Genomic DNA, 25,360 nt, shown 5'->3' with positions numbered 1-25,360 from the left:
CGGCGAACAACCGAAGCGAGGGCCCGGCGGCTTTGCCGCCGGGCCCTCGCCTCTTTCGCCCCAGGTGGTTGCAGGGGCCCCCTGCTACCGCTTTTTGATGAGCAGGGGTCCCCTGCTACCGCATTCTGCGGAGCAAGGGCCCCCTGCAACCACGCCCGTCCGGCAGGACGTCGCCTGGCGGCCGCTCTCCGGCAACCGCCTCAGGTGAGCGGCTGGCCGGCCGGTGCGGGAGCGTCGCCGACGAGTCGGTAGGCCGCTTCGCCGGCCGGTTCCACCAGCCCGTCGGTGACCAGCCCGGCCAGTGCCCGCGACCGTTGCACGTCGTCGGCCCAGACCTGGTCCAGCCGGGGCCGGGGCACCGGGCCGGTGGCCTCCCGCAGCACCGCGAGCAGCAGCCCGCGTACCTGCCGGTCGGTGCCGGCGTACCGCTGCGGGCGGCGCGTCGGCCCGGTCGGTGCCTCCTGCCCCGAGGCGCGCCAGGCGCAGACCGGCTCCACCGGGCAGACCGCGCAGCGTGGTGACCGGGCGGTGCAGACCACCGCCCCCAGTTCCATGAAGGCCGCGCTCGCCAGGGCGGCGGCGGCCGGCTCGACCGGCAGCAGTTCCTCCGTCGCCACCAGGTCGGCGGGGCGGGTGGTCGGGCCGGCGTCCGGCTCCCCGGCCACCGCCCGGGCCACCACCCGCCGGACGTTGGTGTCCACCACCGGGTGCCGCTGTCCGAACGCGAAGGCCGCCACCGCCCGCGCGGTGTACGTCCCGACCCCGGGCAGGGCGAGCAACTGGTCCAGCCGGTCCGGCACCTCGCCACCGTGCCGGTCCACCAGGGCCACCGCGCACTCGTGCAGGCGTACCGCCCGGCGGGGGTAGCCGAGCCGTCCCCACATCCGGATCGCGTCCGCAGGGCTCTCGGCGGCCAGGGCGGCCGGCACCGGCCACCGGGCCAGCCATGCCTCCCAGGCCGGCAGCACCCGTACCACCGGGGTCTGTTGCAACATCACCTCGCTGACCAGGATCGCCCAGGGGCTCACGTCGGGGCCGCGCCACGGCAGGTCGCGGGCGTTCTGCTCGTACCACCGGCTGACCCGGTCGGCGAAACTCTGCTCTGTCATCGCGTCGCCGATGATGTCATGTCCGGCATGTCCCGCAGCGTGGGCGGTCCGGCGGTTGTCGTCCGGCCGTTTCCGCTGGTCGGCGAGAATGCCGGAATGAACGAGCTCGCGATCACCGTCATCGGCCGGGACCGGCCCGGCATCGTGGCCGACGTCGCGGAGGTGCTCTCCGGGCTCGGCGCGAACCTCACCGACTCGACGATGACCCGGCTGCGCGGTCACTTCGCGATGACCCTGGTCTGCGTCGGCCCGGCCGCCGCCGAGGTCGAGGCCGCGCTCGGCCCGCTCGCCGCCGACGGTCAACTCCTGGCGAGCGTACGGACGGTCACCCCGGACGGTGTCACGGCACCTCCCGGCGAGCCGTACGTGATGGCGGTGCACGGGGCGGACCGGCTCGGCATCGTCGCGGCGACGACCCGGGCGTTGGCCGACGTCGGCGGCAACGTCACCGATCTGACCACCCGGTTGACCGGGGCGCTCTACGTGGTGGTCGCCGAGGTCGACCTGCCCCCCGGCGCCGTGGACCAGTTGCGGGAGCGGCTCTCCCGTACGGCCGCCGACCTGGGCGTCGAGGTGACACTCCGCCCGGCCGACCCGGATCTGCTGTGACCGCGCAGGTCACCGGCCTGGACGGCTGGACACCGGAGGCGCTCGGGGTGCCGGGTGAGGTACGGCCGGTGGTGGCCGCGCCGCACACGGTGCTCAGCCGGACGGGTGCCGAGGTCGACGCCACCTCCGACGAGGTGGTACGCCTCGCCGCCGACCTGGTCGCGACGATGCGGGTCTCTCCGGGCTGTGTCGGGCTGGCCGCGCCGCAGATCGGGGTCGGGGCCCAGGTCTTCGCCGTCGACGTGACCGGCCACCCGAAGTCGGTGACCGTGCACGGCACGTTCGTGCTCTGCAACGCCCGGGTGGTGGAGGCGAGCCGGTGGAAGGCCGGGCGGGAGGGGTGCATGTCGGTGCCCGACCTCACCGGTGACGTGAAGCGGGCCAGCCGGCTGGTGGTGGAGGGCACCCTGCCCGGCACGGGCCGTCCGGTGCGGATCGCCACCGACGGCTTCGAGGCCCGCGCCCTGCAACACGAGATCGACCACTGTGCCGGCCTGCTCTTCCTCGACCGGGTTGCCGGCGCGCACGCGATCTACCAACGCAAGGTCTACCTCTGACGGGCGAGGAGTTGGCACGGTGAGCCGTTGCCGTCCCGGCGCGTCGCGCCCGGTCGGGGAGCGCTGCGCCGCTACGGTGGGGGCATCATGCGTCTGACGGTTGGCCCCCTGCCGCCCGCCGTGTACTGGCGGCGTCGTGCCGTCGTACTTGGAGCGGGGATCCTGTTCCTGATTGTCGTGCTCTACTCGTGCTCCGGGTCGAGCGACAAGACCGCGAGTCCGGAGCGGTCGCCCACCCCGACACCGTCGGCGGGTGACCCGACCGGTTCCGTACTGACTCCTCAGTCAGGCGAGCCGCCAGCGTCCGCCGGGCCCGGCGCGCCGGGCGGCGGAGGCCCGGCCGGTGGCGGTCCGGATGGCGGTGGTGGTCCGGCGGCGACCAGTGGCGCGCCGGTGGGACCCGGGGACCCCATCGTGCCGGCGGGCGGTGCCGGTGCGTGCACCGACGCCGAGATCTCGGTGACCCCGGTGGTGGCACCCGCCTCGGTCCGCTCCGGCGGTACGGTCGACCTGCAACTCAGGATCAAGAACACCTCGGACCGGACGTGCACCCGGGACGTCGGCGCCGACCTCCAGGAACTCTTCGTCAAGTCGGGCGCGGAGAAGGTGTGGTCCTCCGACACCTGCGGCACCGCCAAGGGCTCGGACGTGCAGTCCTTCACCCCTGACTTCGAGCGGTCGTACCAGGTGACCTGGAACGGGCTGGACGCCACGAAGTGCGCCAACGGCCTGGCCAACGGAAAGCCGGCACCGGCCGGGACGTACCAGGTCTTCGGACGGCTCGACACCAAGCTCAGCGCCCCGGTGAAGCTCACCGTCGTCGACTGATCCGGCCGAACGTCCTTTGCGGGGGATCCCCCACCGTCAGGTGGTAGCAGGGGTCCCCTGCACACCGAAAATGGGTAACAGGGGTCCCCTGCTACCACCAGGCGGGGACGGGAGCGCAGGTCAGACGTAGCGCTCCAGGATCGACGCCTCGGCGAGCCGGGAGAGCCCCTCCCGCACGCCCCGGGCCCGGGCGTCGCCGACCCCCTCGACGGCCTGGAGGTCCTCCACCGTCGCGCCGAGCAGGCGCTGGAGGCTGCCGAAGTGCAGCACCAGCCGGTCGACGATGGAGACCGGCAGGCGGGGCACCTTGGCCAGCAGCCGGAAGCCGCGCGGGCTGACCGCCGCGTCCAGCGCGTCGGACGCACCCGGGTAGCCGATGGCCTTCGCCACCGCGACCAGGTCGATCAGTTCGGTCGCCCCCAGCAGGTCCAGCTCGACCAGGGCTTCGTCCAGGGTGCGTGACTTGCGCCCGCTGGGGAGGTAGTCCCGGATGACCAGGGTGCGGTCGGCGTCCACTCCGGCCATCAGCTCGTCGAGCTGGAGGGCGAGCAGCCGGCCGTCGGTGCCCAGCTCGACCACGTAGCCGGCGATCTCGTCGGCGATCCGGCGGACCATCTCCAGCCGCTGCACCACCGCCACCGCGTCCCGGACGGTGACCAGATCCTCGATCTCCAGTGCCGAGAGGGTGCCGGAGACCTCGTCCAGCCGCAGCTTGTAGCGCTCCAGGGTGGCCAGCGCCTGGTTGGCCCGGGAGAGGATGGCGGCCGAGTCGTCCAGTACGTGCCGCTGGCCGTTGACGTAGAGGCTGATGATCCGCATCGACTGGCTGACCGAGATGACCGGGTAACCGGTCTGCCGGGCCACCCGCTCGGCGGTGCGGTGCCGGGTGCCCGACTCCTCCGTCGGGATGGACGGGTCGGGCATCAGGTGCACCGCCGCCCGGACGATCCGGGTGCCGTCGCTGGACAGCACCACGGCGCCGTCCATCTTGCAGAGTTCGCGGATGCGGGTGGCGGAGAACTCCACGTCGAGCGGGAAACCGCCGGTGCAGAGCGTCTCGACGACCTTGTCGTAACCCAGGACGATCAGCGCGCCGGTGCGGCCCCGCAGGATGCGCTCCAGGCCGTCGCGGAGCGCGGTGCCGGGCGCCATGAGGGCGAGGTTCGCCCGGAGCGGGTCACCCCCGGCCCCGACGGTGCTGGCGACGCCGGTCACGTTGACACTGATCGGTCGTGCCGGCGAGCCCAGGGGGCCGCTGCGGGCATGGGGCGTCGCGCCGGCTGGCTTGCTGGCATCGCGGTCGATCGGCACGCGGACAGTCTACGGACTGACGTGCGTTGGGTGCTCCCGTGGTTACTGTGATGTGTCACGGTGTCCGACTCCCCCACCTGCGGAAGCGCTGCCCACCACCGGCCCGGCCGGTGGTCACTCGGCCGAGGCGCGGGCGGCGCACTGCAACGCCGCCCGGACGTCGGCGACCTCGATCACCTGCATGTTCTCCGGGGCGCTGACCCCCGAGGCACCGGGCCCGCAGCCGGTGGGCACCAGGGCCAGCCGGAACCCGAGCCGGGCCGCCTCGGCCAGCCGGCGGGGGACCGCGCCGACCCGGCGTACCTCGCCGGTCAGCCCGACCTCGCCGATCGCCACCAGGTGCGGGGCGATGGCCAGGTTGAGCCCACCGGAGGCGACCGCGAGCGCCACCGCCAGGTCGGCGGCCGGCTCGACCACCCGGATGCCCCCCACGGTCGCCGCGAAGACCTCGCGGTCGTGCAGGGTCAGCCGTTCGGTGCGGCGTTGGAGCACGGCGAGCACCATCGCCAGCCGGGCACCGTCCAACCCGGAGACCGTACGCCTCGGCGAGCCGGCCACCGTCGCCCCGATCAGCGCCTGGACCTCGGTGACCAGTGCGCGCCGCCCCTCCATCGCCACGGTCACGCAGGTGCCCGGCACGGGTTCGGCGTAGCGGGTCAGGAACAGCCCGGACGGGTCGGCGAGGCTGCTGATGCCCCGCTCGTGCATCTCGAAACAGCCCACCTCGTCGGCCGCGCCGAAGCGGTTCTTCACGCCCCGGACCAGCCGCAGCGAGGAGTGCTTGTCGCCCTCGAAGTGCAGCACCACGTCGACCAGGTGCTCCAGCACGCGGGGGCCGGCGACCTGACCGTCCTTGGTGACGTGACCGACCAGGACGGTGGCGATGCCCCGCTCCTTGGCCACCGCGACCAGTGCGGCGGTGACCGCGCGCACCTGGGTCACCCCGCCGGGCACCCCGTCGGTGCCCGGGGTGGAGATGGTCTGCACGGAGTCGAGCACCAGCAGGCCGGGCTTGACCGCGTCGAGGTGTCCGAGCACCGCACCGAGGTCGTTTTCGGCGGCCAGGTAGAGCTGGTCGTGCAGGGCGTCCATCCGCTCGGCCCGGAGCCGGACCTGGCTCACCGACTCCTCGCCGCTGACCACCAGGGAGGGGCTGCCCGCACCGGCGGCCCACTGCTGGGCCACGTCGAGCAGCAGGGTGGACTTGCCGACTCCGGGCTCACCGGCGAGCAGCACCACCGCGCCCGGCACCAGCCCGCCACCGAGCACCCGGTCCAGCTCGGCCACCCCGGTCGGGCGGGCCTTCGCGGGAGCGGCGCTGATGGTGGCGATCGGCCGGGCCGGCTCGGCGGGCATCCGGGAGCTGACCACCCGGCCGGAGACCGTCGGCCCGGTGAGCGTGCACTCGACCACCGAGCCCCACTCGCCGCACTCCGGGCAGCGCCCCACCCATTTCGGCGGCTGGTGGCCGCAGGCGTCGCACTCGTACGCCGGGCGGGGCTCACGGGCCGCCCGGGAGCGGGCGGAACCGGCCGCGCCGCGCGGGGTTGCTCGGGAGGTCGTCACACCAGGACGTTAACCAACCCGTACGACGAGAACACCGCCGGCATGGTCTGCACCACGCCGACGGTGTCGTCGGTGATTACCGGAGGGGCTCAGTGGCCGCCCTCTTCGCCACCCTCGCCGCCATGCCGCTCGATGATCGGCGACGGCGGAGCCTGGGGCGACAGCGGCACACCGACCGGGGCCGGGGTGGTGACCCGCTTGCCGTTGCCGAAGTCGAAGACGAGGTTGACCTGCTGGCCGGGGCGCAGCTCCTCGTTCAGGCCGACGAGCTGGAGGAACCGGCCGCCCTGCTGGTTGAGCTGGGCGTAGCCGAACGGCGGGATCTCGACGGTGGCCGGCGCGCCGGCCGGGGTCGTCTCGGTCGGCGACGGGCTCGCCGGGTCGGGCGAGGCCGGGCTGGCCGGGGCCGACCCGGAAGGGCTGGCCGGGGCCGAGGGGCTGGGCGTGACCGACTCGCTCGGGCTGGCGGACGGGGAGGCGCCGGCGCCGGCCAGCACGATCTGCCGCGCGCTGTCGGTGCTGACGGTGACCGTGACCGGATCCCGCGTGTCGTTGTAGAGCACCACGCTCAGCGGAGCGTTGCCACCGGCCGGGTAACCCTCGCCGCCCGGGAAGTCGACCACCAGGCCGCGGACGAGGTAGCTGCCGTCCGGGGTGCCGGTGTTGATGCCCTGGACCGACGGCTCCTTGGCGGCGGTCTCGGCGAGCTGCCCGGTCCCACAGCCGGACACCAGCAGGCCCGTCGCCACCGCACCGGCCAGCAGCACGGCCGCCCGTCGGGAGCCCCTGATCGAGCGCGTCACGTCGCGTCCTCCTCGTTGCGATCCCCACCGGGACGTACGCCCGGTGCGGTGGCCATACCCGCGCAGACCGCGCTCCAGCGTAGTTGGACCTGATCGAGCCGTGCACGGCGACCCGGCAATGCCGGCCCGCCGACCGCTCTCAGAGCACCCGGCCGTTCGCCACCAGCAGCGCCACGTCGATCACCGCGACCAGGATCACCGCCCGGAACGCGCCGACCGGACGGGCTCCGGCGCGGGCCGCGCGGCGGCTGCCGTACCAGCTCAGCGGCGGGACCACGGCGGCGGCGGCGACCGCCGACAGGCCTGGCCAGGACGGTGGCCCGGCCGGCCCCAGGACCAGGACGACGGTGGCGGCGAGCAGCAGCCCGGCGGCGGTCGCCCCGCTGCCGGTGGCCCCGAGCCGGTGCGGTAGGCCGTGCACCCCGGTGCGGGCGTCGTCGGCCAGGTCCGGCAGGACGTTGGCGAAGTGCGCGCCCGCGCCGAGCAGCGCCCCCGCGGCGACCGGCCAGACCGGCGGGGTCGGCGCGCCCGGCAGGGCCAGCACCACGAACGCCGGCAGCGAACCGAAGGAGACCGCGTACGGCAGCACGGAGACCGGAGTGGACTTCAGCGGCCAGTTGTAGAGCAGGGCGGCGACCAGGCCGACCGCCGCGCAGAGCGCCGCCGTCGGGTTGGTGGTCAGCGCCGCCAGCGGGGCCGCCAGCGCGGCCAGGACCGTGCCCCGGGCGAGCGTCCGGCGACTGACCGTCCCGGCCACCACCGGCTTGTCGGCCCGGCCGACCAGTTCGTCCCGGTCGGCGTCGAGCCGGTCGTTGGACCAGCCGACCGCGAGTTGGCTGGCGAGCACGGTGGCCACCACCGAGGCGATTCCGGCCGGGGCGTGCCCGACGCCCCAGGCGAGCAGCCCGGCCACCACGGTCACCGCGGCGGCCGGTTCCGGATGACATGCTCTGACCAGCCCTAACACCGTTCGCCACATAAGAGAAGTCTGGTCGTTACCGGCCGGTCGTGCCACGCTCGAACCATGCGAGATGGTTCGGCGTCGGTGTCCTCCCGCGAGCGTGCGCTTTCCCCCAACGACCCCCGGCAGTACGACGACCTGGCCGGCGAGTGGTGGCGTCCGGACGGAGTGTTCGCGATGCTGCACTGGCTCGCCGAGGCGCGCGCCGCACTGGTGCCGCCCGCCCGCCGGCCCGGCGCGCTCCTGGTCGACCTGGGCTGCGGGGCCGGACTGCTCGCGCCGCACCTGGCCGGCAAGGGTTACCGGCACGTGGGGGTGGACCTGACCCGCTCCGCGCTGGAGCAGGCCGCCGCGCACGGCGTCACGGTGGTCAACGCCGACGCCACGGCGGTGCCGCTGGCGGACGGCTGCGCGGACGTGGTGGCCGCCGGCGAGATCCTGGAGCACGTACCCGACTGGCGGCGGGCGGTGGCCGAGGCGTGCCGCCTGCTGCGCCCCGGCGGGCTGCTCGTGCTGGACACGCTCAACGACACGGCGCTCAGCCGTCTGGTCGCGGTCCGGATCGGTGAGCGGCTGCCGGCCGTGCCGCGCGGCATCCACGACCCCCGTCTCTTCGTCGACGACCGCGAACTGGTGCGCGAGTGCGCGCGGCACGGCGTCGCGCTGCGGGTACGCGGCGTCCGTCCACAGACCGTCGGGATGGCCGCCTGGCTGCTCCGCCAGGCCGTGCCGGGGTTGGCCTCCCGCGCCCTGCGCGCCGCCCGTGCGCCCCGGATCGTGCCGACCCGGTCCGCCGCCGTGCTCTACCAGGGGCGGGGGATCCGCCAGGGGTAGCCGGCGCGGCGCAGGGGTAGAGGGGAAGCCGGGCGGACCGGGACGGCCGGGTTCCTCGTTGGTCCTCCAGGCAGTCGATGCGTGACGAGAGGTGGGGAACATGGCCGTGCCGGTGATCGCGGGTCTCGGTACGGCGCAACCGTCGTCCGCCGCCCAGGACGAACTCTGGAACGGCTTCTTCGCGGGCCACTACTCCGGTGTCACCCGCGCGCTGGCCCGGCGGATCTTCGCGAACTCCGGCGTGAGCCGGCGGCAGGCGGCGGTCAGCCCGCTGCTGGAGGACGTCTCGGAGTGGCCGACCGAGCGGCGGATGCGCCGTTACCAGATCGAGGCGCTGCCGCTCGGCAAGGAGGCGGTCGGCCGGGCGCTCACCTCGGCCGGGCTCTCCGCGGGTGACATCGGGCTCTTCGTGGTCTGCTCCTGCACCGGGTACGCCACCCCGGGGCTGGACATCATGCTCGCCCGCGACCTCGGCATGGCACCGGACACCCAGCGCATGTTCGTCGGGCACATGGGCTGCTACGCGGCGCTGCCCGGGCTGGGCGCGGCCGGTGACTTCGTCGCCGCCCGTGGCCGGCCGGCGCTGCTGCTCTGCGCCGAACTGACCAGCCTGCACATCCAGCCCGCCACGTCCCGGTCGGACACCCAGCAGATCGTCTCCCACGCGCTCTTTTCGGACGCCGCGGTCGCCGCCGTGCTCGTGCCGGGCGGCCCGGGGTACGCGCTGCGCGAGGTGGCCGCCGTGACCGACACCTCCACCGCCGACCACATGACCTGGGAGGTCACCGACACCGGGTTCCGGATGGGACTCTCCCCGAAGGTCCCGCAGGTGCTCTCGACGCACGTCCGCGGGCTGGCCGACGGCCTGCTGGCCCGGCACGGGGCCGACCGGTCCGGGGTGGACGGCTGGGCGGTGCACCCCGGCGGCCCGCGCATCCTCAACGTGGTGGAGCGGGAACTGGCGCTGCCGGAGCAGGCCCTGGCCGCGTCCCGGGAGACGCTGGCCGAGCACGGCAACTGTTCCTCGCCGACGGTGCTGCTGATCCTCGACCGGCTGTTCCGGCGGCCCGCCCCGCCGCAGCGGGTCGTCATGCTCGCGTTCGGCCCCGGCCTGACGCTCTACGCCGCCCTGCTGGAACACCGGCGCTGAGCGCCGGTCGCGCTGTCGTGGACCGGCGCCCACGCCGGGCCGTCCGGACAACGACCGGCCGTGACCCCGGACGGGTGCGGTGCGCGGTACCGCCGACGGTTAGGCTCGATCGATGGACTCCCACGTCGAGGGGCGGTCCGGATGGTTGGTCGGGCTGACCGTGGTCGCGCTGCTCGCCGGCGCCGGCTGGTGGACCGCCGCCGATCCCCGGGCCACGCCGGGTGCCGCCCTGGCGCCGCGCGCCGACGTCGTCATGCGGGCGGCAGCCGCCTCCGGTGCCTCGGCGACCCCACCCGCACCGCCCCTGATCGGCGACGGCCGGACGCTGCTGGTCGAACCGTCGACCGGCCGGACGGTCGACCTGTCCGGCGGCCGGACCGGCCCGGCGTCGGGCAGCCGGGTCGCGATCGACCCCTCGTCAGGCCGGGTGCTCGGCGTGACCCCGGGTGATCCCGGGGCCGGTGCGTCCCGGCTGGGCACCGTCCTCTGGCGGGAGACCCGGCTGCTGACCGACAACGTCCGGGAACTGCGCCGGCAGGCCCACGGTGCGCCGGGCACCCGGTACCAACTGCTGGTGATCTGCGACGGCGAGGGCGACCTGCTGGTCCGGCTGGGCAGCGGGCGGCTCTGGAACGGCCGGCGGGTCAGCGGGTGCGACGGGACGCTGCACTCGATCGGTGTCACCGGGACCGACGCCCCGCTCTCGGTGCGGATCACCCACCCGCAGGAGGGCGCGGTGGAACTCACCACCATGCTGGTCGCCCTCGACTGACGGTGAGCCCCGCAGGCGGCGGCTCAGCCGGCCAGGCGGGTGAGCTCCCCCCGGTAGTCCTCCACCGAGCCGACCACCGGTACGACCCGGACGACGGTGCCGGTGCGGTCCACCAGGAGAGCGCCGACCGCACCGGGGACGGGGGCGGTGTGCGTCAGGGCGCGCATCCCGCCGGCCGGGTCGGCGAGCCGGCGTACGCCGGGGACGGGGTCGGTGGAAGCGGGGACGGTGCCCCCGCCGACCACGGTGACCACCCGTACCCCCGGCGGGGCCGCGCCCGCCGCCTCGATCACCCGTTCCGGGCACGGGCAGGCGTCCACCAGCAGGATCACCGCCGGCAGGAGGCTGCGCACCGGCACCGGCGCCTCGGTCTCGTCGACCAGGTCCAGGGCCGGCAGCGGACGCCCGACCGGGTCGGCGGCCGGTTCGGCGGCCGGGGCGGACGGCCGGGCCGCCGGCCGCTCGGCCCGGGGCCAGGTGACGGCGACCAGCCCGGCCAGGGTGGTGAGGACCGCCACGACCAGGATCAGCAGGGGCAGGGTCAGGGTGCGCCGGAACGACCGCAGTCGGGCGGCCCGACGCGCCTCGTGCAGCTCACGGCGGACCTGTGCGGCCTCCTGGGCGAGCGCGGAGGCGTCGTCCGGGACGACCACCCGTCCCCACTCGGGAGGCAGGTCGGGCAGGCCGTCGGTGGACCAGGGGCCGTTGGGTTCGGGCATGCCCATGAGACCTCCGGGAGCCATGGTGGTGGTGGGGACGGCGGGGTGCCTCCAATGTCCTCCACCCGGCCGGCCTGGCGCTACACCTGGGCCCGCCCTTGTCCTGGCCGGTACCATCGAACGAGTGCATCCCCTGGACCCCGCCGCTCGCGGGACAACCCCGTGGCGGATGACCCGGACACCCGCACCGGGACGTGTTCCAGTTGTTACGGAGCGTGTTCAAATCATCGGTTTGACTGGATGTCAAGCTGAAGAAATGCCTCTCACATGGCCCCTGAGCTGCGCTTACGGTCAGGACTGCGGTGAGACATCGGTGCCTGAGCGTGTTACCCTAGACACAGCGAAAGGGGTTTCGAACCTATGGTTTTCAGTGTCGGCGAGACCGTTGTTTACCCCCACCACGGGGCCGCACTCATCGAGGCAATCGAGACCCGGGTCATCAAGGGTGAGCCTAAGCAGTACCTCGTCCTGAGGGTTGCGCAGGGTGACCTCACGGTCCGGGTGCCCGCTGAGAACGCCGAGATCGTGGGTGTGCGCGAGGTGGTCGGCGAAGAGGGCCTGGGCAAGGTCTTCGACGTCCTCCGCGCTCCGCACACCGAGGAGCCGACCAACTGGTCGCGGCGTTACAAGGCGAATCTGGAGAAGCTGGCCTCCGGTAACCCGCTGAAGGTGGCCGAGGTCGTCCGCGACCTGTGGCGGCGGGAGCGCGAGCGGGGTCTCTCCGCTGGCGAGAAGCGGATGCTGGCCAAGGCCCGGGACATTCTGGTCGGCGAGGTCGCGCTGGCCGAGAAGAGCACCAAGGACGAGGCCGAGACGCTGCTCGACAAGGTTCTGACCGAGGCCTAGTTCCACGGCATCGTCGTACCCACGCCGTAGCAGAGAAAAACGAGGACCGCGACGTGACCGCGCAGCTCAATCCGTGCGGTGACGTCGCGGTCCTCGTGCCTGCGGCCGGTGCCGGCATCCGGCTCGGCCCCGGCGCTCCCAAGGCGCTCCGGCCGCTCGCCGGTGAACCGCTGCTCGTGCACGCGGTGCGCCGGATCGCCGCCGCCGGATCGGTCCACACGATCGTGGTGGCCGCCCCGGCCGCCGACGTCGCGGCCGTCGCGCAACTGCTCGCCCCGGTCGCCCCGGTCACCGTCGTCCCCGGCGGGGCGCAGCGGCAGGATTCGGTCGCCGCCGCGCTGGCCGCCGTACCGGACGGTCCGGAGATCGTCCTGGTGCACGACGCGGCCCGTGCCCTCGTCCCCGCCGATCTCGTCGAGTCGGTCGCCGCGGCGGTCCGCTCCGGGCACGACGCGGTCATCCCGGTCCTGCCGGTGGTGGACACCATCAAGGAGGTCTCCGCCGACGAGGTGGTCCAGGGCACGGTGGACCGCTCCGTCCTGCGGGCCGTGCAGACGCCGCAGGGCTTCCGCCGTGCGGTGCTGGCCGCCGCGCACGCCGCCGCCGTCGACCCGCTGACCGACGACGCCGGCCTGGTGGAGAAGCGGGGCGTCCCGGTGGTCTGCGTGCCCGGCTCCGAGTACGCCATGAAGATCACCCGCCCGTTCGACCTGGCGCTGGCCGAGCAGCTGCTGACCGTACGACCCTGACGCGTACCCTGGCTCCATGATCGTTCCCCGGGTGGCCGTCGGTACCGACATCCACGCCTTCGATCCCGGTCGCCCCTGCTGGCTGGCCGGGCTGCACTGGCCCGGCGAGGTCGGGCTGGCCGGTCACTCCGACGCCGACGTGGTCGCCCACGCAGCCTGCAACGCGCTCCTCTCCGCCGCCGGCCTCGGCGACCTGGGCGCCAACTACGGCGTCGCCGAACCGGAGTGGGCGGGCGCCTCCGGGATCGCGCTGCTCAGCGAGAGTGCCCGCCGGGTGCGCGCCGCCGGGTTCGGGATCGGCAACGTCTCGGTGCAGGTGATCGGCAACCGCCCGAAGATCGGGCCCCGGCGGGACGAGGCACAGCGGGTGCTCTCCGACGCGGTCGGCGCCCCGGTCTCGCTGACCGCCGCCACCACCGACGGGCTCGGCTTCACCGGTCGGGGTGAGGGGCTGGCCGGCGTCGCGGTGGCCCTGGTGTTCCCCCTCGACCCTGGCCACGGAGGCGAGGAGGACCCGGCGTGACCGAGGAACCGGAGTCCCCGGACAGCTACCTCCAGCGCGCCCAGCTCCTCGCCGAACTGGGCCGCTACGACGAGGCGGCCGGTGAACTCGCCCACGTCCTCGCCCGGCATCCGATGCACGCTCCGGCCCTGACCATGCTGGCCCGGGTGCACCTGGCGGGCGGCCGGGCCGCCGAGGCGCTCACCGCGGCCGAGTCGGCCGCAGCCGCCGCGCCCGGCATGGTCGAACCCCTGGTCGCGCGGGGCCTGGCCCTGACCGACCTGGAGCGGTACGCCGAGGCCGCCCGTACCGCCGACGAGATCCTGGCGCTCGGGCCGGACGACGCGTACGCCCAGCGCAGCGCGGCGGCGATCCTGGCCGGCGCGCGCAACGGACAGCCGGCGCTCAACGCGGCCTGGCGCGGGGTGGAACTGGCCCCGGAGGACCCGCAGGCCCACCTCGTGCTCGGTCTGGTGTCGGCCCGGTTGGAGCTGTTCGACCTGGCCGAGCGGGCGTACTCCGAGGCGCTGCGGCTCGACCCGGAACTGGGTGAGGCGCAGCACGACATCGGCGTCATCCGGCTGGAGCAGCGGCGCTACGCCGAGGCGTTGGCGCACCTGGCCGACGCGGCGGCGATCAGTCCCGGCCGGGTCGACTCGGGGCGGACCATCTCCGACGGGGTGCGCCGGCTGGTGCTCTACGGTGCCGGCTGGTCGCTGGTGGCCACCGTGCTGGTCGCCTGCCTGGCGGCCGGCAGCGGCGGATTGTCCCGGATGTTCGCGGCGGTCGCCGCGCTGGGCGGGGCGCTGGTGGTCTGGTGGTACGCCGCCAAGGTCCCCAACCTGACCAGCACCATCCTCCCCGGCCTGCTGCGCACCGACCGGACGCTGGCCGTGGCCGTGTACGCGGTGGTCGCCGCGCCCGCCCTGATCCTGCTCTACGCCCTGGTCGGCACCCCCTGGCCGCTGGTGCTGGCGATCGTGGCGACGGCGGTCGCCGAACTCGCCGCGTTCGTCCGGCCGGTGCGCTGAGGTGGTTGCAGGGGACCCTTCCTCGACAAAAAGTAGTAACAGGGGTCCCCTGCTACCACCTCAGCCGGGTCAGGGCCGCCGGGCCCAGGTCCAGGCGTAGCCCGGATCCTCGCACTCGGCTGCCGCGTCGCAGAGATCCAGCGGGCGGAAGGTGTCGACCATGACGGCGAGTTCGTCGAAGAAGTCGACGCCGAGCGACCGTTCCGCCGCGCCCGGCTGGGGGCCGTGCGTGAAGCCGGACGGGTGCAGCGAGATCGACCCCTGCTCGATGCCGGAGCCGCGGCGGGCCTCGTAGTTGCCGCCGGTGTAGAAGAGCATCTCGTCGGAGTCGACGTTGTGGTGGTTGTACGGCACCGGGATCGCGTCCGGGTGGTAGTCCACCTTTCGGGGCACGAACGAGCAGATCACGAAGTTCGGCCCCTGGAACGTCTGGTGCACCGGTGGCGGCTGGTGGATCCGGCCGGTGATCGGCTCGAAGTCGTGGATGGAGAACGCCCACGGGTAGAGGTGCCCGTCCCAGCCGACCACGTCGAACGGGTGGTGGGCGTAGACGTACCGGGTCCAGCCGCGCCGGTGCCGGACCAGCACCTCCACCTCCTCGCCGTCGACCAGCAGCGGCGCGTCCGGTCCCCGGACGTCGCGCTCGCAGTACGGCGCGTGCTCCAGGAACTGCCCGCGGACCGAGAGGTAGCGCTTGGGCGGGCCGACGTGCCCGGCCGCCTCGACCGCCAGCAACCGGGCCGGCTCGTCACCGGTGGGCACCAGGCGGTGGATGGTGGAGGTGGGGATGACGACGTAGTCGCCGGCGGCCGCGTCGAGCACGCCGAACGTCGACTCCACGCGCAGCGAGCCGGACTCGACGTACAGGCAGTGGTCGCCGGTGGCGTCCCGGAACAGCGGGGACGGCCGGTCCGCGACCACGTACGCGATCCGCACGTCGTCGTTGGCGAGCAGGTACCGCCGGCCCAGCACCGGGTCGGCGGGGCCGCCGTCGAGCTTGTGGGTGCGCAGGTGACGGGGCTTGAGCGGCAGGTTCGGCACCCGGTTCACCGTGGCCGGGGTGAACTCCTCGGCGGCGACGATCGCGGTGGGCGCGTACCGGTGGTAGAGCAGGGACGAGTCGGAGGAGAAGCCCTCCTGGCCCATCAGCTCCTCGGCGTACAGGCTGCCGTCGGGCTGGCGGAACTGGGTGTGGCGCTTGCGCGGCACCTCTCCGACGCTGCGGTAGTACGGCATCTCGCCTCCTGATCAGTCCCAGGCACCGGCCGAGTGTGTCCGATAGTCGGACGCTGTTGTCCGTTACTCGTAGCGTCCCGTAGATTCTTGTCTCGTGTCAACGCAGGTGCCCCGGTTCCTCACCGGACTCGTCGACGACGCCGCGGTCTTCCCGCCGGGCAGCGCGTCCCTGCCCGACGCCCTCGCCGCCCACGTGGGGCACCGTGCCTCCTGGTACGCCGACCTGGTCGGCCCGCTGCTCGTACCGGCGTCGGCCCTGCCCGACCTGGCCCGGCTCCTCGACGCGTCGGAGGGGACCTCCGCCACACGGTTGGACGTCGGTGTGATCGGAGACGTCCCGCTCGACCGGCTCGGCGAAGCCCACGCGGCAGCCGACCCCCGGCTCCGGGTGCGGCAGGTGGAGGCGGCGGTCGCCCGGCGCGGCGAGGACCCGCTGCCCGGCCTCGCCGAACTGACCGCCCTCGCCGCCGGTCACCCCGACCTCGACGTGTACGCCGAGATCCCGCTGGCCTGGGGCCTGCTGAACGCCCTCGACCAACTCGCCGAGCAGCGCCGTGCCGGCACCCGGATCGCGGCGAAGTTCCGCACCGGTGGACTGGCCGCCGAACTTTTCCCGACGCCCGGTGAACTGGCCACGGTGGTCTGTGCCTGCCGCGACCGGGAGCTGCCCTTCAAGCTCACCGCCGGGCTGCACCACGCCACCCGCCACCTCGACCCGGAGACCGGCTTCACCCACCACGGTTTCGTCAACGTGCTGGCCGCCGTGCGCGCCGCGGCCGAGGGCGCCGGGGTGAAGGAGGTCGCCGAGGTGCTGACCAGGACCGATCCGCGTCCGCTGCTCCAGCAGGTGGAGCCCGGACGCGACGAGACACGCCCACTCTGGGTGGGCTTCGGCTCGTGCAGCGTGCAGGAACCATTGACCGACCTGATCCGGCTGGGGCTGGTGGACGGAGGCTGGACTTGATGAGCTGGGTGACGGGTGCCGCAGGGTCGCCGTACGACGTGACGAACCTGCCGTACGGGGTGTTCCGGCACGGCGGGCGGGAGCCCCGGATCGGCGTGCGCGTCGCCGACCTCGTGTTCGACCTGGCCGGCGCGGAGGAGGCCGGGCTGGTGCTGGCCGCCGGGGCGTTCGGCAGCCCGACGCTCAACGACTTCATGGCGCTCGGCCGCCCGCAGTGGACGGCGGTCCGGCAGCGCCTGGTCGAGCTGCTCACCGACCCGGAGCACCGGTCCGCGGTGGAGCCGCTGCTGGTGCCGCTGGCCGAGGTGGCGATGGCGCTGCCGTTCGAGGTCGCCGACTACGTCGACTTCTACTCGTCCGAGCACCACGCGTCGAACGTCGGGCAGATCTTCCGCCCCGGCCAGCCGCCGTTGCTGCCGAACTGGAAGCACCTGCCGGTCGGGTACCACGGCCGGGCCGGCACCGTGGTGGTCTCCGGTACGCCGGTGGTCCGTCCGTGCGGGCAGCGCGCGACCGCCGACGGCCCGGTCTTCGGTCCCTCGGTACGCCTCGACATCGAGGCCGAGGTGGGCTTCGTGGTGGGCGTCGGGTCACCGTTGGGCCAGCGGGTCTCCGTCGACGACCTCGCCGACCACGTGTTCGGCGTGGTGCTGGTCAACGACTGGTCGGCGCGGGACATCCAGGCGTGGGAGTACCAACCCCTCGGCCCGTTCCTCGGCAAGTCCTTCGCCACCTCGATCTCGGCCTGGGTCACCCCGCTGGACGCGCTCGCCGACGCCTTCGTGCCGGCCCCGGACCAGGACCCGGCCGTGCTCGACTACCTGCGGGCCGTCCCGCACCGGGGGCTGGACCTGCGGCTGACCGTGGAGTGGAACGGCGAGCGGGTCAGCGAGCCGCCCTTCGCCGGCATGTACTGGACCCCGGCCCAGCAGCTCGCCCACCTGACCGTCAACGGGGCGTCGCTGCGGACCGGCGACCTGTACGCCTCGGGCACGGTCTCCGGCCCGGAGCGCGGCCAGGCCGGTTCGTTCCTGGAGCTGACCTGGGGTGGCGCCGAGCCGGTCCGCGTCGGCGAGGGCACCCGCACCTTCCTGGAGGACGGGGACACCGTCACCATGACGGCCACCGCGCCCGGCCCGGACGGCAGCGTCATCGCCCTCGGCGAGGTGACCGGCACCATCCTCCCCGCCAACTGACCTTCAGCGCCGGTCGCACACCGCGTCCGACCGGCGTCTCCACCTCCTCCGTTGATCGTCCCGGATCCCGCCGCCCGTCGGGCGGCGGCAGTCGTGGGACGTCCCCACCGGACAGGGAGGTAAGCGAGATGAATGGTCTCGTCGGCGCCGTCTGGCGCAAGAGCAGCCGCTCCAACGACCAGGGGCTCTGCGTGGAGGTGGCGGACAACCTGGTCGGCGCGCTCGGTGTGGTCGGCGTACGCGACTCCAAGGACCTCACCGGCCCGACGCTGGCGGTCAGCCCGCCGGGGTGGTCGGCGTTCGTCGCCGCGCTGCGGGAGGACCGGCTGCGGCCCTGAGCCGCGTCCAACCGGTGGGTGGAGACGGCGGCGCCACCTCTCGTCCGAGGGCGGACGGAGGTGGCGCCGCCGTGACGCTGTCGAGTTGCCCCGTCTGTGCGGGCAGCTCCAAAGGCGTGGGAGGTCAGTGCCTCCACCGACCGTCGGCTCGACCGGCCGGGCACCACCTGCGCCGGAGCGGGACTCCTCCGGTGGGTAGGGTGCCGGGCGGAGGTGCGGCATGGGGATCCCGAAGGACCGGCGGCGGATCGTCGTCGCGGTCGCGGCGCTGCTCGTCGCCGGGTTGGCCGCCGCCACGGTGTACCGGGTGCTCGCCCCGGCCGAGGTGGTCACCGTCGCCCGCGGGGAACGCCCACCGGCCGTCGACCCGGAGGTCGGCCCGGTCGGGCGGTTCTCCACCGCCCCGCTCATCGTCGACGGCCGGCTGCGGGTGTATGCGACGACCCGGCAGGTCTGGGCCGACGAACCGGTCGACGACCGCCAGCGCAACACCCCGTACTGGTCGTACCGGCGGTGGCCGGCCCAGCTCAGCGGGGTGCTGGCGGCCGGGACGACGGTGGTGAGCCGCTGGTCGGACGGGCGGCTCGTGGCCATCGACGCCGTCACCGGTCGGGTCGCCTGGCGGACGGACGCCCCGGCTCCCCAGGAGGGCTACACCGGTCGGCGTACCGGGGCGGAGACCGTCTGGCATCCGCGCGGCCTGCACACCGCCACCGGCCGGGGCGGTGGGACCGTCGTGGTGGTCGTCGGGGACCGGCAGGTGCAGGGGACCGACCTGACCACCGGGCGACGGCTCTGGCGGATCGACGTCGACCCCGGTTGCCGTACCGACGTCGGCACCACCGTCGCGGGTCGGCTCGCCACACTGGACCGGTGCGCGGGGGGCCCGGTCGTCGAGTTCCGCGACGTCGCCACCGGCACGGTCACCGAACGCTGGAGCCCGCCGGGGGCCGGCGCGGAGGTGACCGTCACCCCGACCGGGTGCGCGACCGCCCGCTCGGACTGCGGCGGCCTGTATGTCGCCGAGAGCGGAATCGGCGGCCAGGGAACCGGCGGCGCGGCCAACGAGGACGGCGGCCGGGGCTGGCTGGTCGACGCCGGGGCGCCCGTGGCCGCCCTGGGGCTGGACCGCGCCGGCACGGTGCTCGCCGGAAAGGTCGGCGTCTCGGTCGAGGGCGGTGTGGTGATCGCCCGGTCGGCGCTCACCGGCGACGAGGTGTGGCGTCGTACCGACCTCGGCCCGCAGACCACGGTGGTTGCCGCGCAGCCTGGTGGCGTGCACCTGCTGACCGGGGAGAAGGACCTGGTCACCCTGGATCCGGCGGACGGTGTCGAGCGGTCCCGGTTCCGGCTCACGGTCGGCCGCGACGGGACCGGTTGGACGCCGGGGCTCGGCTACGCGGCCGACGGGTACGTGGGACTCGAACGTCTCCGCACCCCGGTCGACGCGGCCGGGAACGACCAGCGCTACTTCGCGATGGCCGAGCCGGTCGTCCTGGCGGCCGTGGATCGGGGAGCCGAAGGGTGAAAAGGGCAAATCACCCTTTATAGTTAATTGCGTGCGTATTTCAGCGCTTCTCGTGGGACTGCTCCTCGGCGTCGGCCCCGTACCGGCCGTCGACGGGCAGGCATGGGGCCGGGCCACGCTGGCGACGGCACCGACCGTGCAGGCCGACGGTCTGAGCATCACGGTTCCGGCCTCGATCAGCCTCGGCGCCGGCACGCCCGGAGGCACGGTCACCGGATCGCTCCCGAGGGTGACGGTCGAGGACTTCCGGAGTGCGGTCAACCCGAACGCCTGGACGGCCACCGCCTCCGCGACGGCCTTCGTCACCGGGCCGGGCGGACCCGACCGGACCGTCGCCCCCTCCCAGGTGGCGTACTGGTCCGGTCCGGTCGTCCGGAGCACCGGCGGCGGCACCCTGCTGCCCGGCCAGCCCACCGCAGCCCAGGCGGTGACCCTCGGCGCCCCCCGGGTCGCCTTCCGCAAGACCACCGGCAACGCCAACAACACCGTGCGCTGGTCGCCGACGCTGCGGGTCACGATCCCGTCGGGAGCGGTGGCCGGCACCTACGTCGCCACCATCACCCACTCCGTAGCCTGAGTGATTTGTCCAGTTTCACCCTCGAATAGGGTTTTTGTCGTGATGTACTTCCGGGCATGAGGAAGCCACTTCTTGCCCTGACCGTGCTGGCCGGCGTCGTCACCGCCGCCACGCCGGCCGCTGCCGCGCCCACCGACGACACCATCGTGACCTTCAGCGTGGGCACCGCAAATCTGGAGATCTTCGCGCCGACGTCGGTGAACCTCGGCTCGACCTTCGCCGGCTCCATCATCCAGGGGCAGCTCGGCTCGGTCCAGGTGGTGGACCAGCGGGCCGCCCTGAACGCGACCTGGGTCGCGACGGTGAGCAGCACCGAGTTCACCACCGGCAGCGGCTCGCCCGAGGAGACCGTCCCGCCCGGCCTGATCGAGTACTGGTCGGGGCCGCCGCTCTCCAGCACCGGGACCGGCACCTTCGTGCCGGGACAGCCGACCCAGGCCGAAGCAGTCACCCTCAGCGTCCCCCGCACCGCCTTCTCGAAGACCTCCGGCAGCGGCAACAACTCGGTCACCTGGAACCCGACGCTCCGGGTCAACGTGCCGGGGACCGTGGTGGCCGGAACCTACACGGCGACGGTGACCCATTCGGTGGCGTGACCCGGCCCGCGTGGTCGCCCTGACCCTTGCGCTCGTGGCCGTCGCCGGTACGCCGGCGGCGGCCGACCCGCCCGCCCCCAGCCACCACCCCGGCCCTCGGCCCACTCCCGGCGGTGTGGAGACCGGGGCCGGGATCCGGCTGCTGGACGCGCCGGTCAACCGCCGCGAGGACAGCCGGGCGCACCGGTACATCGTCGACCACGTGGCACCCGGGACGACGATCAAGCGCCGCATCGTGGTGGAGAACAAGGCCGAGATCCGCCGGCCGGTGGCGGTCTACCCGGCTGCCGCCGAGGTCGGGCCGGACGAGTTCGTCTTCGCCCCCGGCCGGACGCCGAACGAGTTGACCAGTTGGATCTCCGTCGAACGCACCGAGGTCCCCCTGGACCCGGACGAGGAGGAGACCCTCTGGGTCACCATCGACGTGCCCCGCGAGGCGTCCGCCGGGGAGCGGTACGGCGTCGTCTGGGCCGAGGTCTCCGGCACCGGCCAGCAGATGATCCGCAACGTCGGCCGGGCCGGGATCCGGATCTACCTCTCCGTGGGGCCGGGCGGGGAACCTCCCTCGGCCTTCGAGGTCGGTCCCCTGGTCGGCGGGCGGGACGCCGACGGCCGGGCGACCGTCACCGCAGAGGTGCGCAACACCGGGCAGCGGGCCCTCGACCTGACCGGCGAACTCGCCCTCGCCGACGGGCCCGGCGGCCTCTCGGCCGGTCCGGTCCGGACGGAGACCGTCACCCTCGGCCTGGGCGGGACCGCCACCGTGCGGATCCCGCTGGACGGTCGCCTGCCGGACGGCCCCTGGTCGGCCACGCTGGCGCTGGCCAGCGGCTGGACCAAGCGCACGGTCTCCGGCACGGTGACCTTCTCCGGGAAGGCCGTCGCCGCGTCCGCCGGCCGGGACCCGGACCGGACGACCGCCGTGCTCGCCGGTGGACTGGTCGTCTCCGCGCTGGTGCTGGCCTCCTTCCTCGGCCTCGTGCACCGCCGCCGCAACCGGCTCACGCCACCGCTGCGCGCCCGTTGAGACGACGGGCGGCGCCGCCACCGCCCGTCGTCCGGCATTCTCAGGCCAGCTCGGCCTCGGCGATCGCCAGGAAGGCGTCGTTCTCCGCCGGCGTACCGATGGTCATCCGGACACCCTCACCGGGGAACGGACGGATGATCACGCCGCGCGCCTCGCACGCCTTGGCGAACGCGACCGCCCGGTCGCCCAGTGGCAGCCAGACGAAGTTGCCCTGGCTGGTCGGGATGTCGGGGAGGAACGCGCGCAGCGCCTCGGTGACCCGGTCCCGCTCGGCGACGATCAGGGCGCACCGGCGCTCGACCTCGTCGGCCTGGTCCAGCGCGGCCCGCGCGGCGGCCTGGGCGAGCAGGTTGATCGAGAACGGGGTGACCACCTTGCGCACGGCGGCGGCCACCGCCGGCTGGGCGACCATGACGCCGACCCGCAGCCCGGCCAGGCCCCACGCCTTGGAGAGGGTGCGCAGCACCGCCACGTTGGGTCGGTCGGCGTAGCCGAGCCCGTCCGGCACCTCCGGGTCGGTGACGAACTCGCGGTACGCCTCGTCGAGCACCACCAGCACGTCGTCGGGGACGGCGTCGAGGAAGCGCTCCAACTCGGGCCGGCGCAGGAAGGTGCCGGTGGGGTTGTTCGGGTTGCAGACCACCACCATCCTGGTCCGGTCGGTCACCGCCGCCGCCATCGCCGCCAGGTCGTGCCCGTGGTCCGGCAGGTTGGGCACCGGCACGCTGGTCGCCCCGCTGGTCGCCACGACGATCGGGTACGCCTCGAAGGAGCGCCACGAGTAGACCACCTCGTCACCGGGGAGGCAGGTGGCCCGGACCAGGTGCTCGGCGAGCGCCACCGAACCGCAGCCGGTGACGATCCGGTCCGGCGTGACGCCGTACCGCTCGGCGAGAGCGGAGTGCAGCGCCACCACGCCCATGTCCGGGTACCGGTGCGCCCCGGCCGCGGCCTCGGCGATCGCCTCCACCACACCGGGCAGCGGGCCGTACGGCACCTCGTTGCTCGCCAGCTTGATGGCCTCCGGGATGCCCAGCTCCCGGGCCAGGTCGGCCGGGCTGCGGCCGGGTACGTAGTTGGGCAGCGCGTCGAGGTCGGCGCGGGTGAGCCGGATCGGGGGCTCGTGGCGGCCGGTGTCGGTCATTCGGCATCTCCCTCTGGGCGGTCGTGCGCTTCGGCACGGGTGGGGGTGGGACGAGGCACCTGGACGACCACCGTCTGCGCGCGCTTGTCGTGCAGCGCCTGGCGCAGCGGATGGTCGAAGAGAGGGGACAGGGCGTCGAGAAGCTGGAGCAGCAGGCCCAGGCCGCAGCAGTACCAGAGCAGGGTGGGCAGGCCGAGGGTGTTCCAGCGCCGGAACGACCGGCCGAAGCCGAGCGGCTGGTCACCGGCGAGCGGCACCGCGCGGATGCCCATCACCCGCTTGCCGAAGGTCTGCCCCCCGCTGGCCATCGACGGGACCTCGTAGGCGAACCAGAGGGCGGTCGCGATCAGCAGGATCGCCACCTGGAGACCACCGGCCTGCTCGCCCGGCTGGGGCAGTGGTTCGGTGGACGTGGACCCGCTCGACACCCGGGCCCAGAACTCCCGCCAGACCGGCGACATCTCCTGCATGAACCGCCAGACGAACCAGCCGTTCACCACCGCGTTGAGGAGGAACACGATGCCGAAGTCGATCAGGCGGGCGAGGAAGCGGGGGCCGTAGCCGGCCAGGGCGAGGCCGTGCGGGCGCGGCTCGGGCGGTCGTACCGGCCAGCCGGGGTGCGGCCAGCCGGGCGGCGGGGCGTAACCGGGCGGGAAGCCGTACGGCGGCGGGGGACGGTGGCCGGGCGGGGGAGCGTACCCGTGTGGCGGCCACGGCCCCGCAGGGTACGGGCCGGGGGGCGGGGGCATGGTCGGCGGTCCGGCGGGACCGGGCCCGGGGACGCCGGTGGCCGGGGGCGGAACGGAGGTCGGCGCGGTCGGGCCCGGAGCCGCGGCCGGGGTGACCGGGGTCGGGGCGGGTGCCGGCGGCTCGGCCGGCGGCGGTCCCTCGGGTGGGGTGGCGTCGGCGGGTATCGGCGCGCCGATCCACCCCTCGCCATCCCAGTAGCGCTGGGTCTCGGGGTCGGCAGGGTCGACGTACCAGCCGGGTTGCACACTCACGCAGCTACCTTAACGACGCCTTCGTCAGCGGCCAGCCCACCTGTGGCGCGCGGTTCCGGCCGGTCGCCGTCGGTGGACGGCGACCGGCCCCGGACTCAGAGATTGCCGCGCTTCTCCTGCTCACGTTCGATGGCCTCGAAGAGGGCCTTGAAGTTGCCCTTGCCGAAGCCGAGCGAGCCGTGCCGCTCGATCAGCTCGAAGAAGACCGTCGGCCGGTCCTGCACCGGCTTGGTGAAGATCTGGAGCAGGTAGCCGTCCTCGTCCCGGTCGACGAGGATCTTGCGGGCCTTCAGCTCCTCGATCGGCACCCGGACGTTGCCGATCCGGGCGCGCAGCTCCGGGTCGTCGTAGTACGAGTCCGGAGTGTCCAGGAACTCGACGCCCGCGGCCCGCATCGCGTCGACGCTGGCCAGGATGTCGTTGGTGGCCACCGCGATGTGCTGCGCGCCCGGCCCCTGGTAGAACTCCAGGTACTCGTCGATCTGCGACTTCTTCCGGGCGATGGCCGGCTCGTTGAGCGGGAACTTGACCTTCCGGGTGCCGTTGGCGACCACCTTGCTCATCAGCGCCGAGTAGTCGGTGGCGATGTCGTCGCCGATGAACTCCGCCATGTTGGTGAAGCCCATCACCCGCCGGTAGAACTCGACCCACTCGTCCATCCGGCCCAGCTCGACGTTGCCGACCACGTGGTCGACGGCCTGGAAGAAGCGCTTCGGCTGGACCCCGGCGTCGATCATGGGCCGCCGGTCGACGATCGGGGCACGGGCGACGAAGCCGGGCAGGAACGGGCCGGTGTAGCGGGACCGGTCGACCAGGGTGTGCCGGGTGTCGCCGTAGGTGGCGATCGCGGCGATCCGGACGGTGCCGTGCTCGTCGGTGACCTCGTGCGGCTCCAGCAGGCCGGTCGCGCCCTGGGCGATGGCGTGCGCGTACGCCGCGTCGACGTCCGGGACCTCCAGGGCGATGTCGGAGACGCCGTCGCTGTGCCGGGCGACCAGCGCGGCGTCCGGCGCGTCGGGGCGTACCGCGCCCCGCAGGACGAACCGGGCCGAGCCGCTGGTGAGCACGTACTCGGCGTAGTCCCGGTAGCCCTGCTCCGGCCCCCGGTAGGCGACGCAGGTCATCCCGAACGCGGTGGAGTAGTAGTGCGCGGCCTGCTTGGCGTTGCCCACCAGGAAGCTGATGTGGTCGAGCCCGCGGACCGGGAACGGGTCGTGGGTGATGTCGTGGTCGACGGCGCCGACGAGCGCGTCGACGTCGACCTCTTCGGTCGACGTGGGTCGGTCGATCGCCTGGGTCATCGTGGACTCCCTCCGTACGGTGCCGCTCGTGTGGTCGCCGGCGGCGGTGTGACGTCGCACCGCGCGGTGCCCCTGTGGCGAGGATCGCGGCCGGCGCACCGGTGG

At 73.9% G+C, this 25,360-nt stretch carries 27 protein-coding genes; 17 read left to right on the top strand and 10 right to left on the bottom strand.

Translation table 11 applies throughout. The features are described 5' to 3' along the window. Positions 1-200: 200 nt before the first annotated feature. A complete protein-coding gene (locus IGA62_RS10530) occupies positions 201-1,109 on the bottom strand; it encodes an HhH-GPD family protein (protein WP_145815219.1) in 909 nt (302 codons plus the stop codon). 96 nt (positions 1,110-1,205) lie between these two features. On the opposite strand from IGA62_RS10530, the gene IGA62_RS10525 reads away from it, so the two are divergent. The 3 genes from IGA62_RS10525 (at position 1,206) to IGA62_RS10515 (ending at position 3,103) form a co-directional block, all read left to right on the top strand. Continuing rightward, complete coding sequence (locus IGA62_RS10525; protein WP_145815220.1) at positions 1,206-1,718, top strand: glycine cleavage system protein R; 513 nt, start codon at positions 1,206-1,208, stop codon at positions 1,716-1,718. Continuing rightward, complete coding sequence (locus IGA62_RS10520; protein WP_145815221.1) at positions 1,715-2,275, top strand: peptide deformylase; 561 nt, start codon at positions 1,715-1,717, stop codon at positions 2,273-2,275. Before IGA62_RS10525 ends, IGA62_RS10520 begins: the two co-directional genes overlap by 4 nt. 87 nt (positions 2,276-2,362) lie before the next feature. Next, the gene (locus IGA62_RS10515) at positions 2,363-3,103 is read left to right on the top strand and encodes a hypothetical protein (protein ID WP_145815222.1); all 741 of its coding nucleotides are present in this window, start codon (positions 2,363-2,365) and stop codon (positions 3,101-3,103) included. A 120-nt stretch (positions 3,104-3,223) separates the two neighbouring features. Here the strand turns inward: IGA62_RS10515 and disA are convergent, their stop codons facing one another. The 4 genes from disA to IGA62_RS10495 all read right to left on the bottom strand — a co-directional run bounded on the left by disA (position 3,224) and on the right by IGA62_RS10495 (position 7,762). Next, complete coding sequence (gene disA / locus IGA62_RS10510) at positions 3,224-4,414, bottom strand: DNA integrity scanning diadenylate cyclase DisA (protein ID WP_091452778.1); 1,191 nt, start codon at positions 4,412-4,414, stop codon at positions 3,224-3,226. Between the two features lie 114 nt (positions 4,415-4,528). Beyond that, on the bottom strand, positions 4,529-5,980 hold the full coding sequence (gene radA / locus IGA62_RS10505) for a DNA repair protein RadA (RefSeq protein WP_145815223.1): 1,452 nt from the start codon (positions 5,978-5,980) through the stop codon (positions 4,529-4,531). Positions 5,981-6,069: 89 nt separating this feature from the next. Beyond that, positions 6,070-6,783, bottom strand: coding sequence for a hypothetical protein (locus tag IGA62_RS10500; RefSeq protein ID WP_145815224.1), 714 nt, complete (start codon positions 6,781-6,783; stop codon positions 6,070-6,072). A 139-nt stretch (positions 6,784-6,922) separates the two neighbouring features. Further along, on the bottom strand, positions 6,923-7,762 hold the full coding sequence (locus tag IGA62_RS10495) for a UbiA family prenyltransferase (RefSeq protein WP_145815225.1): 840 nt from the start codon (positions 7,760-7,762) through the stop codon (positions 6,923-6,925). Positions 7,763-7,807: 45 nt separating this feature from the next. Here IGA62_RS10495 and IGA62_RS10490 point away from each other — a divergent pair, with 45 nt between their 5' ends. The 3 genes from IGA62_RS10490 to IGA62_RS10480 all read left to right on the top strand — a co-directional run bounded on the left by IGA62_RS10490 (position 7,808) and on the right by IGA62_RS10480 (position 10,500). After that, a complete protein-coding gene (locus IGA62_RS10490; RefSeq protein WP_145815226.1) occupies positions 7,808-8,578 on the top strand; it encodes a methyltransferase domain-containing protein in 771 nt (256 codons plus the stop codon). Between the two features lie 91 nt (positions 8,579-8,669). Continuing rightward, positions 8,670-9,728, top strand: a complete 1,059-nt coding sequence (locus IGA62_RS10485; protein WP_145815227.1) for a type III polyketide synthase — start codon at positions 8,670-8,672, stop codon at positions 9,726-9,728. Between the two features lie 112 nt (positions 9,729-9,840). Further along, on the top strand, positions 9,841-10,500 hold the full coding sequence (locus IGA62_RS10480; RefSeq protein WP_145815228.1) for a hypothetical protein: 660 nt from the start codon (positions 9,841-9,843) through the stop codon (positions 10,498-10,500). Between the two features lie 23 nt (positions 10,501-10,523). On the opposite strand, the gene IGA62_RS10475 is transcribed toward IGA62_RS10480, so the two are convergent. Continuing rightward, positions 10,524-11,225, bottom strand: coding sequence for a hypothetical protein (locus IGA62_RS10475; RefSeq protein ID WP_145815229.1), 702 nt, complete (start codon positions 11,223-11,225; stop codon positions 10,524-10,526). Positions 11,226-11,579: 354 nt separating this feature from the next. Between IGA62_RS10475 and IGA62_RS10470 the strand changes: the two genes are divergently transcribed. From IGA62_RS10470 to IGA62_RS10455, 4 genes are read left to right on the top strand one after another with little or no spacing between them, the layout of a single operon-like run. After that, entirely contained in the window at positions 11,580-12,065 is a 486-nt protein-coding gene (locus tag IGA62_RS10470) for a CarD family transcriptional regulator (protein ID WP_007073334.1), read from the top strand. A gap of 53 nt (positions 12,066-12,118) precedes the next feature. Beyond that, entirely contained in the window at positions 12,119-12,814 is a 696-nt protein-coding gene (gene ispD / locus IGA62_RS10465; RefSeq protein WP_145815230.1) for a 2-C-methyl-D-erythritol 4-phosphate cytidylyltransferase, read from the top strand. 16 nt (positions 12,815-12,830) lie between these two features. Beyond that, positions 12,831-13,337 (top strand): 2-C-methyl-D-erythritol 2,4-cyclodiphosphate synthase, encoded by a 507-nt coding sequence (gene ispF, locus IGA62_RS10460; protein WP_145815231.1) that lies wholly within the window; start codon positions 12,831-12,833, stop codon positions 13,335-13,337. Then, positions 13,334-14,347 carry a tetratricopeptide repeat protein gene (locus tag IGA62_RS10455; RefSeq protein ID WP_145815232.1) on the top strand — a complete coding sequence of 338 codons (1,014 nt, stop codon included), beginning with the start codon at positions 13,334-13,336 and terminating at the stop codon, positions 14,345-14,347. The genes ispF and IGA62_RS10455 overlap by 4 nt, the downstream gene beginning before the upstream one ends. 69 nt (positions 14,348-14,416) lie before the next feature. On the opposite strand, the gene IGA62_RS10450 is transcribed toward IGA62_RS10455, so the two are convergent. Beyond that, positions 14,417-15,583 carry a homogentisate 1,2-dioxygenase gene (locus IGA62_RS10450; protein WP_145815233.1) on the bottom strand — a complete coding sequence of 389 codons (1,167 nt, stop codon included), beginning with the start codon at positions 15,581-15,583 and terminating at the stop codon, positions 14,417-14,419. A gap of 94 nt (positions 15,584-15,677) precedes the next feature. On the opposite strand from IGA62_RS10450, the gene IGA62_RS10445 reads away from it, so the two are divergent. From IGA62_RS10445 to IGA62_RS10415, 7 genes are all read left to right on the top strand, one after another. Continuing rightward, positions 15,678-16,547, top strand: coding sequence for a hypothetical protein (locus IGA62_RS10445; RefSeq protein WP_145815234.1), 870 nt, complete (start codon positions 15,678-15,680; stop codon positions 16,545-16,547). Further along, entirely contained in the window at positions 16,547-17,743 is a 1,197-nt protein-coding gene (gene fahA / locus IGA62_RS10440; protein WP_145815235.1) for a fumarylacetoacetase, read from the top strand. Before IGA62_RS10445 ends, fahA begins: the two co-directional genes overlap by 1 nt. 128 nt (positions 17,744-17,871) lie before the next feature. Then, the gene (locus tag IGA62_RS10435; protein ID WP_145815236.1) at positions 17,872-18,081 is read left to right on the top strand and encodes a DUF397 domain-containing protein; all 210 of its coding nucleotides are present in this window, start codon (positions 17,872-17,874) and stop codon (positions 18,079-18,081) included. 220 nt (positions 18,082-18,301) lie between these two features. After that, positions 18,302-19,609: an outer membrane protein assembly factor BamB family protein gene (locus IGA62_RS10430; protein ID WP_145815237.1), complete on the top strand. Its 1,308-nt coding sequence runs from the start codon at positions 18,302-18,304 to the stop codon at positions 19,607-19,609. A gap of 31 nt (positions 19,610-19,640) precedes the next feature. Further along, complete coding sequence (locus IGA62_RS10425) at positions 19,641-20,186, top strand: hypothetical protein (RefSeq protein WP_145815238.1); 546 nt, start codon at positions 19,641-19,643, stop codon at positions 20,184-20,186. Positions 20,187-20,242: 56 nt separating this feature from the next. Continuing rightward, the gene (locus IGA62_RS10420) at positions 20,243-20,782 is read left to right on the top strand and encodes a hypothetical protein (protein WP_145815239.1); all 540 of its coding nucleotides are present in this window, start codon (positions 20,243-20,245) and stop codon (positions 20,780-20,782) included. Positions 20,783-20,816: 34 nt separating this feature from the next. After that, the gene (locus IGA62_RS10415; protein WP_145815240.1) at positions 20,817-21,809 is read left to right on the top strand and encodes a hypothetical protein; all 993 of its coding nucleotides are present in this window, start codon (positions 20,817-20,819) and stop codon (positions 21,807-21,809) included. Positions 21,810-21,849: 40 nt separating this feature from the next. On the opposite strand, the gene hisC is transcribed toward IGA62_RS10415, so the two are convergent. The 3 genes from hisC to hppD form a co-directional block, all read right to left on the bottom strand. Next, complete coding sequence (gene hisC, locus IGA62_RS10410; protein ID WP_145815241.1) at positions 21,850-22,953, bottom strand: histidinol-phosphate transaminase; 1,104 nt, start codon at positions 22,951-22,953, stop codon at positions 21,850-21,852. Next, the gene (locus IGA62_RS10405; RefSeq protein WP_145815242.1) at positions 22,950-23,954 is read right to left on the bottom strand and encodes an RDD family protein; all 1,005 of its coding nucleotides are present in this window, start codon (positions 23,952-23,954) and stop codon (positions 22,950-22,952) included. The genes hisC and IGA62_RS10405 overlap by 4 nt, the downstream gene beginning before the upstream one ends. A 95-nt stretch (positions 23,955-24,049) precedes the next feature. After that, positions 24,050-25,255 (bottom strand): 4-hydroxyphenylpyruvate dioxygenase, encoded by a 1,206-nt coding sequence (gene hppD, locus IGA62_RS10400; protein ID WP_145815243.1) that lies wholly within the window; start codon positions 25,253-25,255, stop codon positions 24,050-24,052. Positions 25,256-25,360: the final 105 nt, after the last annotated feature.

Origin of the sequence: Micromonospora sagamiensis (assembly GCF_014680085.1) — a bacterium.
Lineage (GTDB): Bacteria > Actinomycetota > Actinomycetes > Mycobacteriales > Micromonosporaceae > Micromonospora > Micromonospora inyonensis.
The sequence above is the reverse complement of the archived record's forward strand: the minus strand, read 5'-3'. Positions and strand labels throughout refer to the sequence as shown.

Excerpts from the sequence above, each read along its gene's own strand:
- ispF (WP_145815231.1), top strand. The coding sequence starts at position 12,831 with ATGATCGTTCCCCGGGTGGCCGTCGGTACCGACATCCACGCCTTCGAT.
- IGA62_RS10470 (WP_007073334.1), top strand. The coding sequence starts at position 11,580 with ATGGTTTTCAGTGTCGGCGAGACCGTTGTTTACCCCCACCACGGGGCC.
- hppD (WP_145815243.1), bottom strand. The coding sequence starts at position 25,255 with ATGACCCAGGCGATCGACCGACCCACGTCGACCGAAGAGGTCGACGTC.
- IGA62_RS10480 (WP_145815228.1), top strand. The coding sequence starts at position 9,841 with ATGGACTCCCACGTCGAGGGGCGGTCCGGATGGTTGGTCGGGCTGACC.
- IGA62_RS10420 (WP_145815239.1), top strand. The coding sequence starts at position 20,243 with ATGAGGAAGCCACTTCTTGCCCTGACCGTGCTGGCCGGCGTCGTCACC.
- hisC (WP_145815241.1), bottom strand. The coding sequence starts at position 22,953 with ATGACCGACACCGGCCGCCACGAGCCCCCGATCCGGCTCACCCGCGCC.
- IGA62_RS10530 (WP_145815219.1), bottom strand. The coding sequence starts at position 1,109 with ATGACAGAGCAGAGTTTCGCCGACCGGGTCAGCCGGTGGTACGAGCAG.
- IGA62_RS10490 (WP_145815226.1), top strand. The coding sequence starts at position 7,808 with ATGCGAGATGGTTCGGCGTCGGTGTCCTCCCGCGAGCGTGCGCTTTCC.
- IGA62_RS10475 (WP_145815229.1), bottom strand. The coding sequence starts at position 11,225 with ATGGGCATGCCCGAACCCAACGGCCCCTGGTCCACCGACGGCCTGCCC.
- IGA62_RS10435 (WP_145815236.1), top strand. The coding sequence starts at position 17,872 with ATGAATGGTCTCGTCGGCGCCGTCTGGCGCAAGAGCAGCCGCTCCAAC.
- IGA62_RS10515 (WP_145815222.1), top strand. The coding sequence starts at position 2,363 with ATGCGTCTGACGGTTGGCCCCCTGCCGCCCGCCGTGTACTGGCGGCGT.
- IGA62_RS10525 (WP_145815220.1), top strand. The coding sequence starts at position 1,206 with ATGAACGAGCTCGCGATCACCGTCATCGGCCGGGACCGGCCCGGCATC.
- fahA (WP_145815235.1), top strand. The coding sequence starts at position 16,547 with ATGAGCTGGGTGACGGGTGCCGCAGGGTCGCCGTACGACGTGACGAAC.
- IGA62_RS10450 (WP_145815233.1), bottom strand. The coding sequence starts at position 15,583 with ATGCCGTACTACCGCAGCGTCGGAGAGGTGCCGCGCAAGCGCCACACC.
- IGA62_RS10430 (WP_145815237.1), top strand. The coding sequence starts at position 18,302 with ATGGGGATCCCGAAGGACCGGCGGCGGATCGTCGTCGCGGTCGCGGCG.
- IGA62_RS10495 (WP_145815225.1), bottom strand. The coding sequence starts at position 7,762 with ATGTGGCGAACGGTGTTAGGGCTGGTCAGAGCATGTCATCCGGAACCG.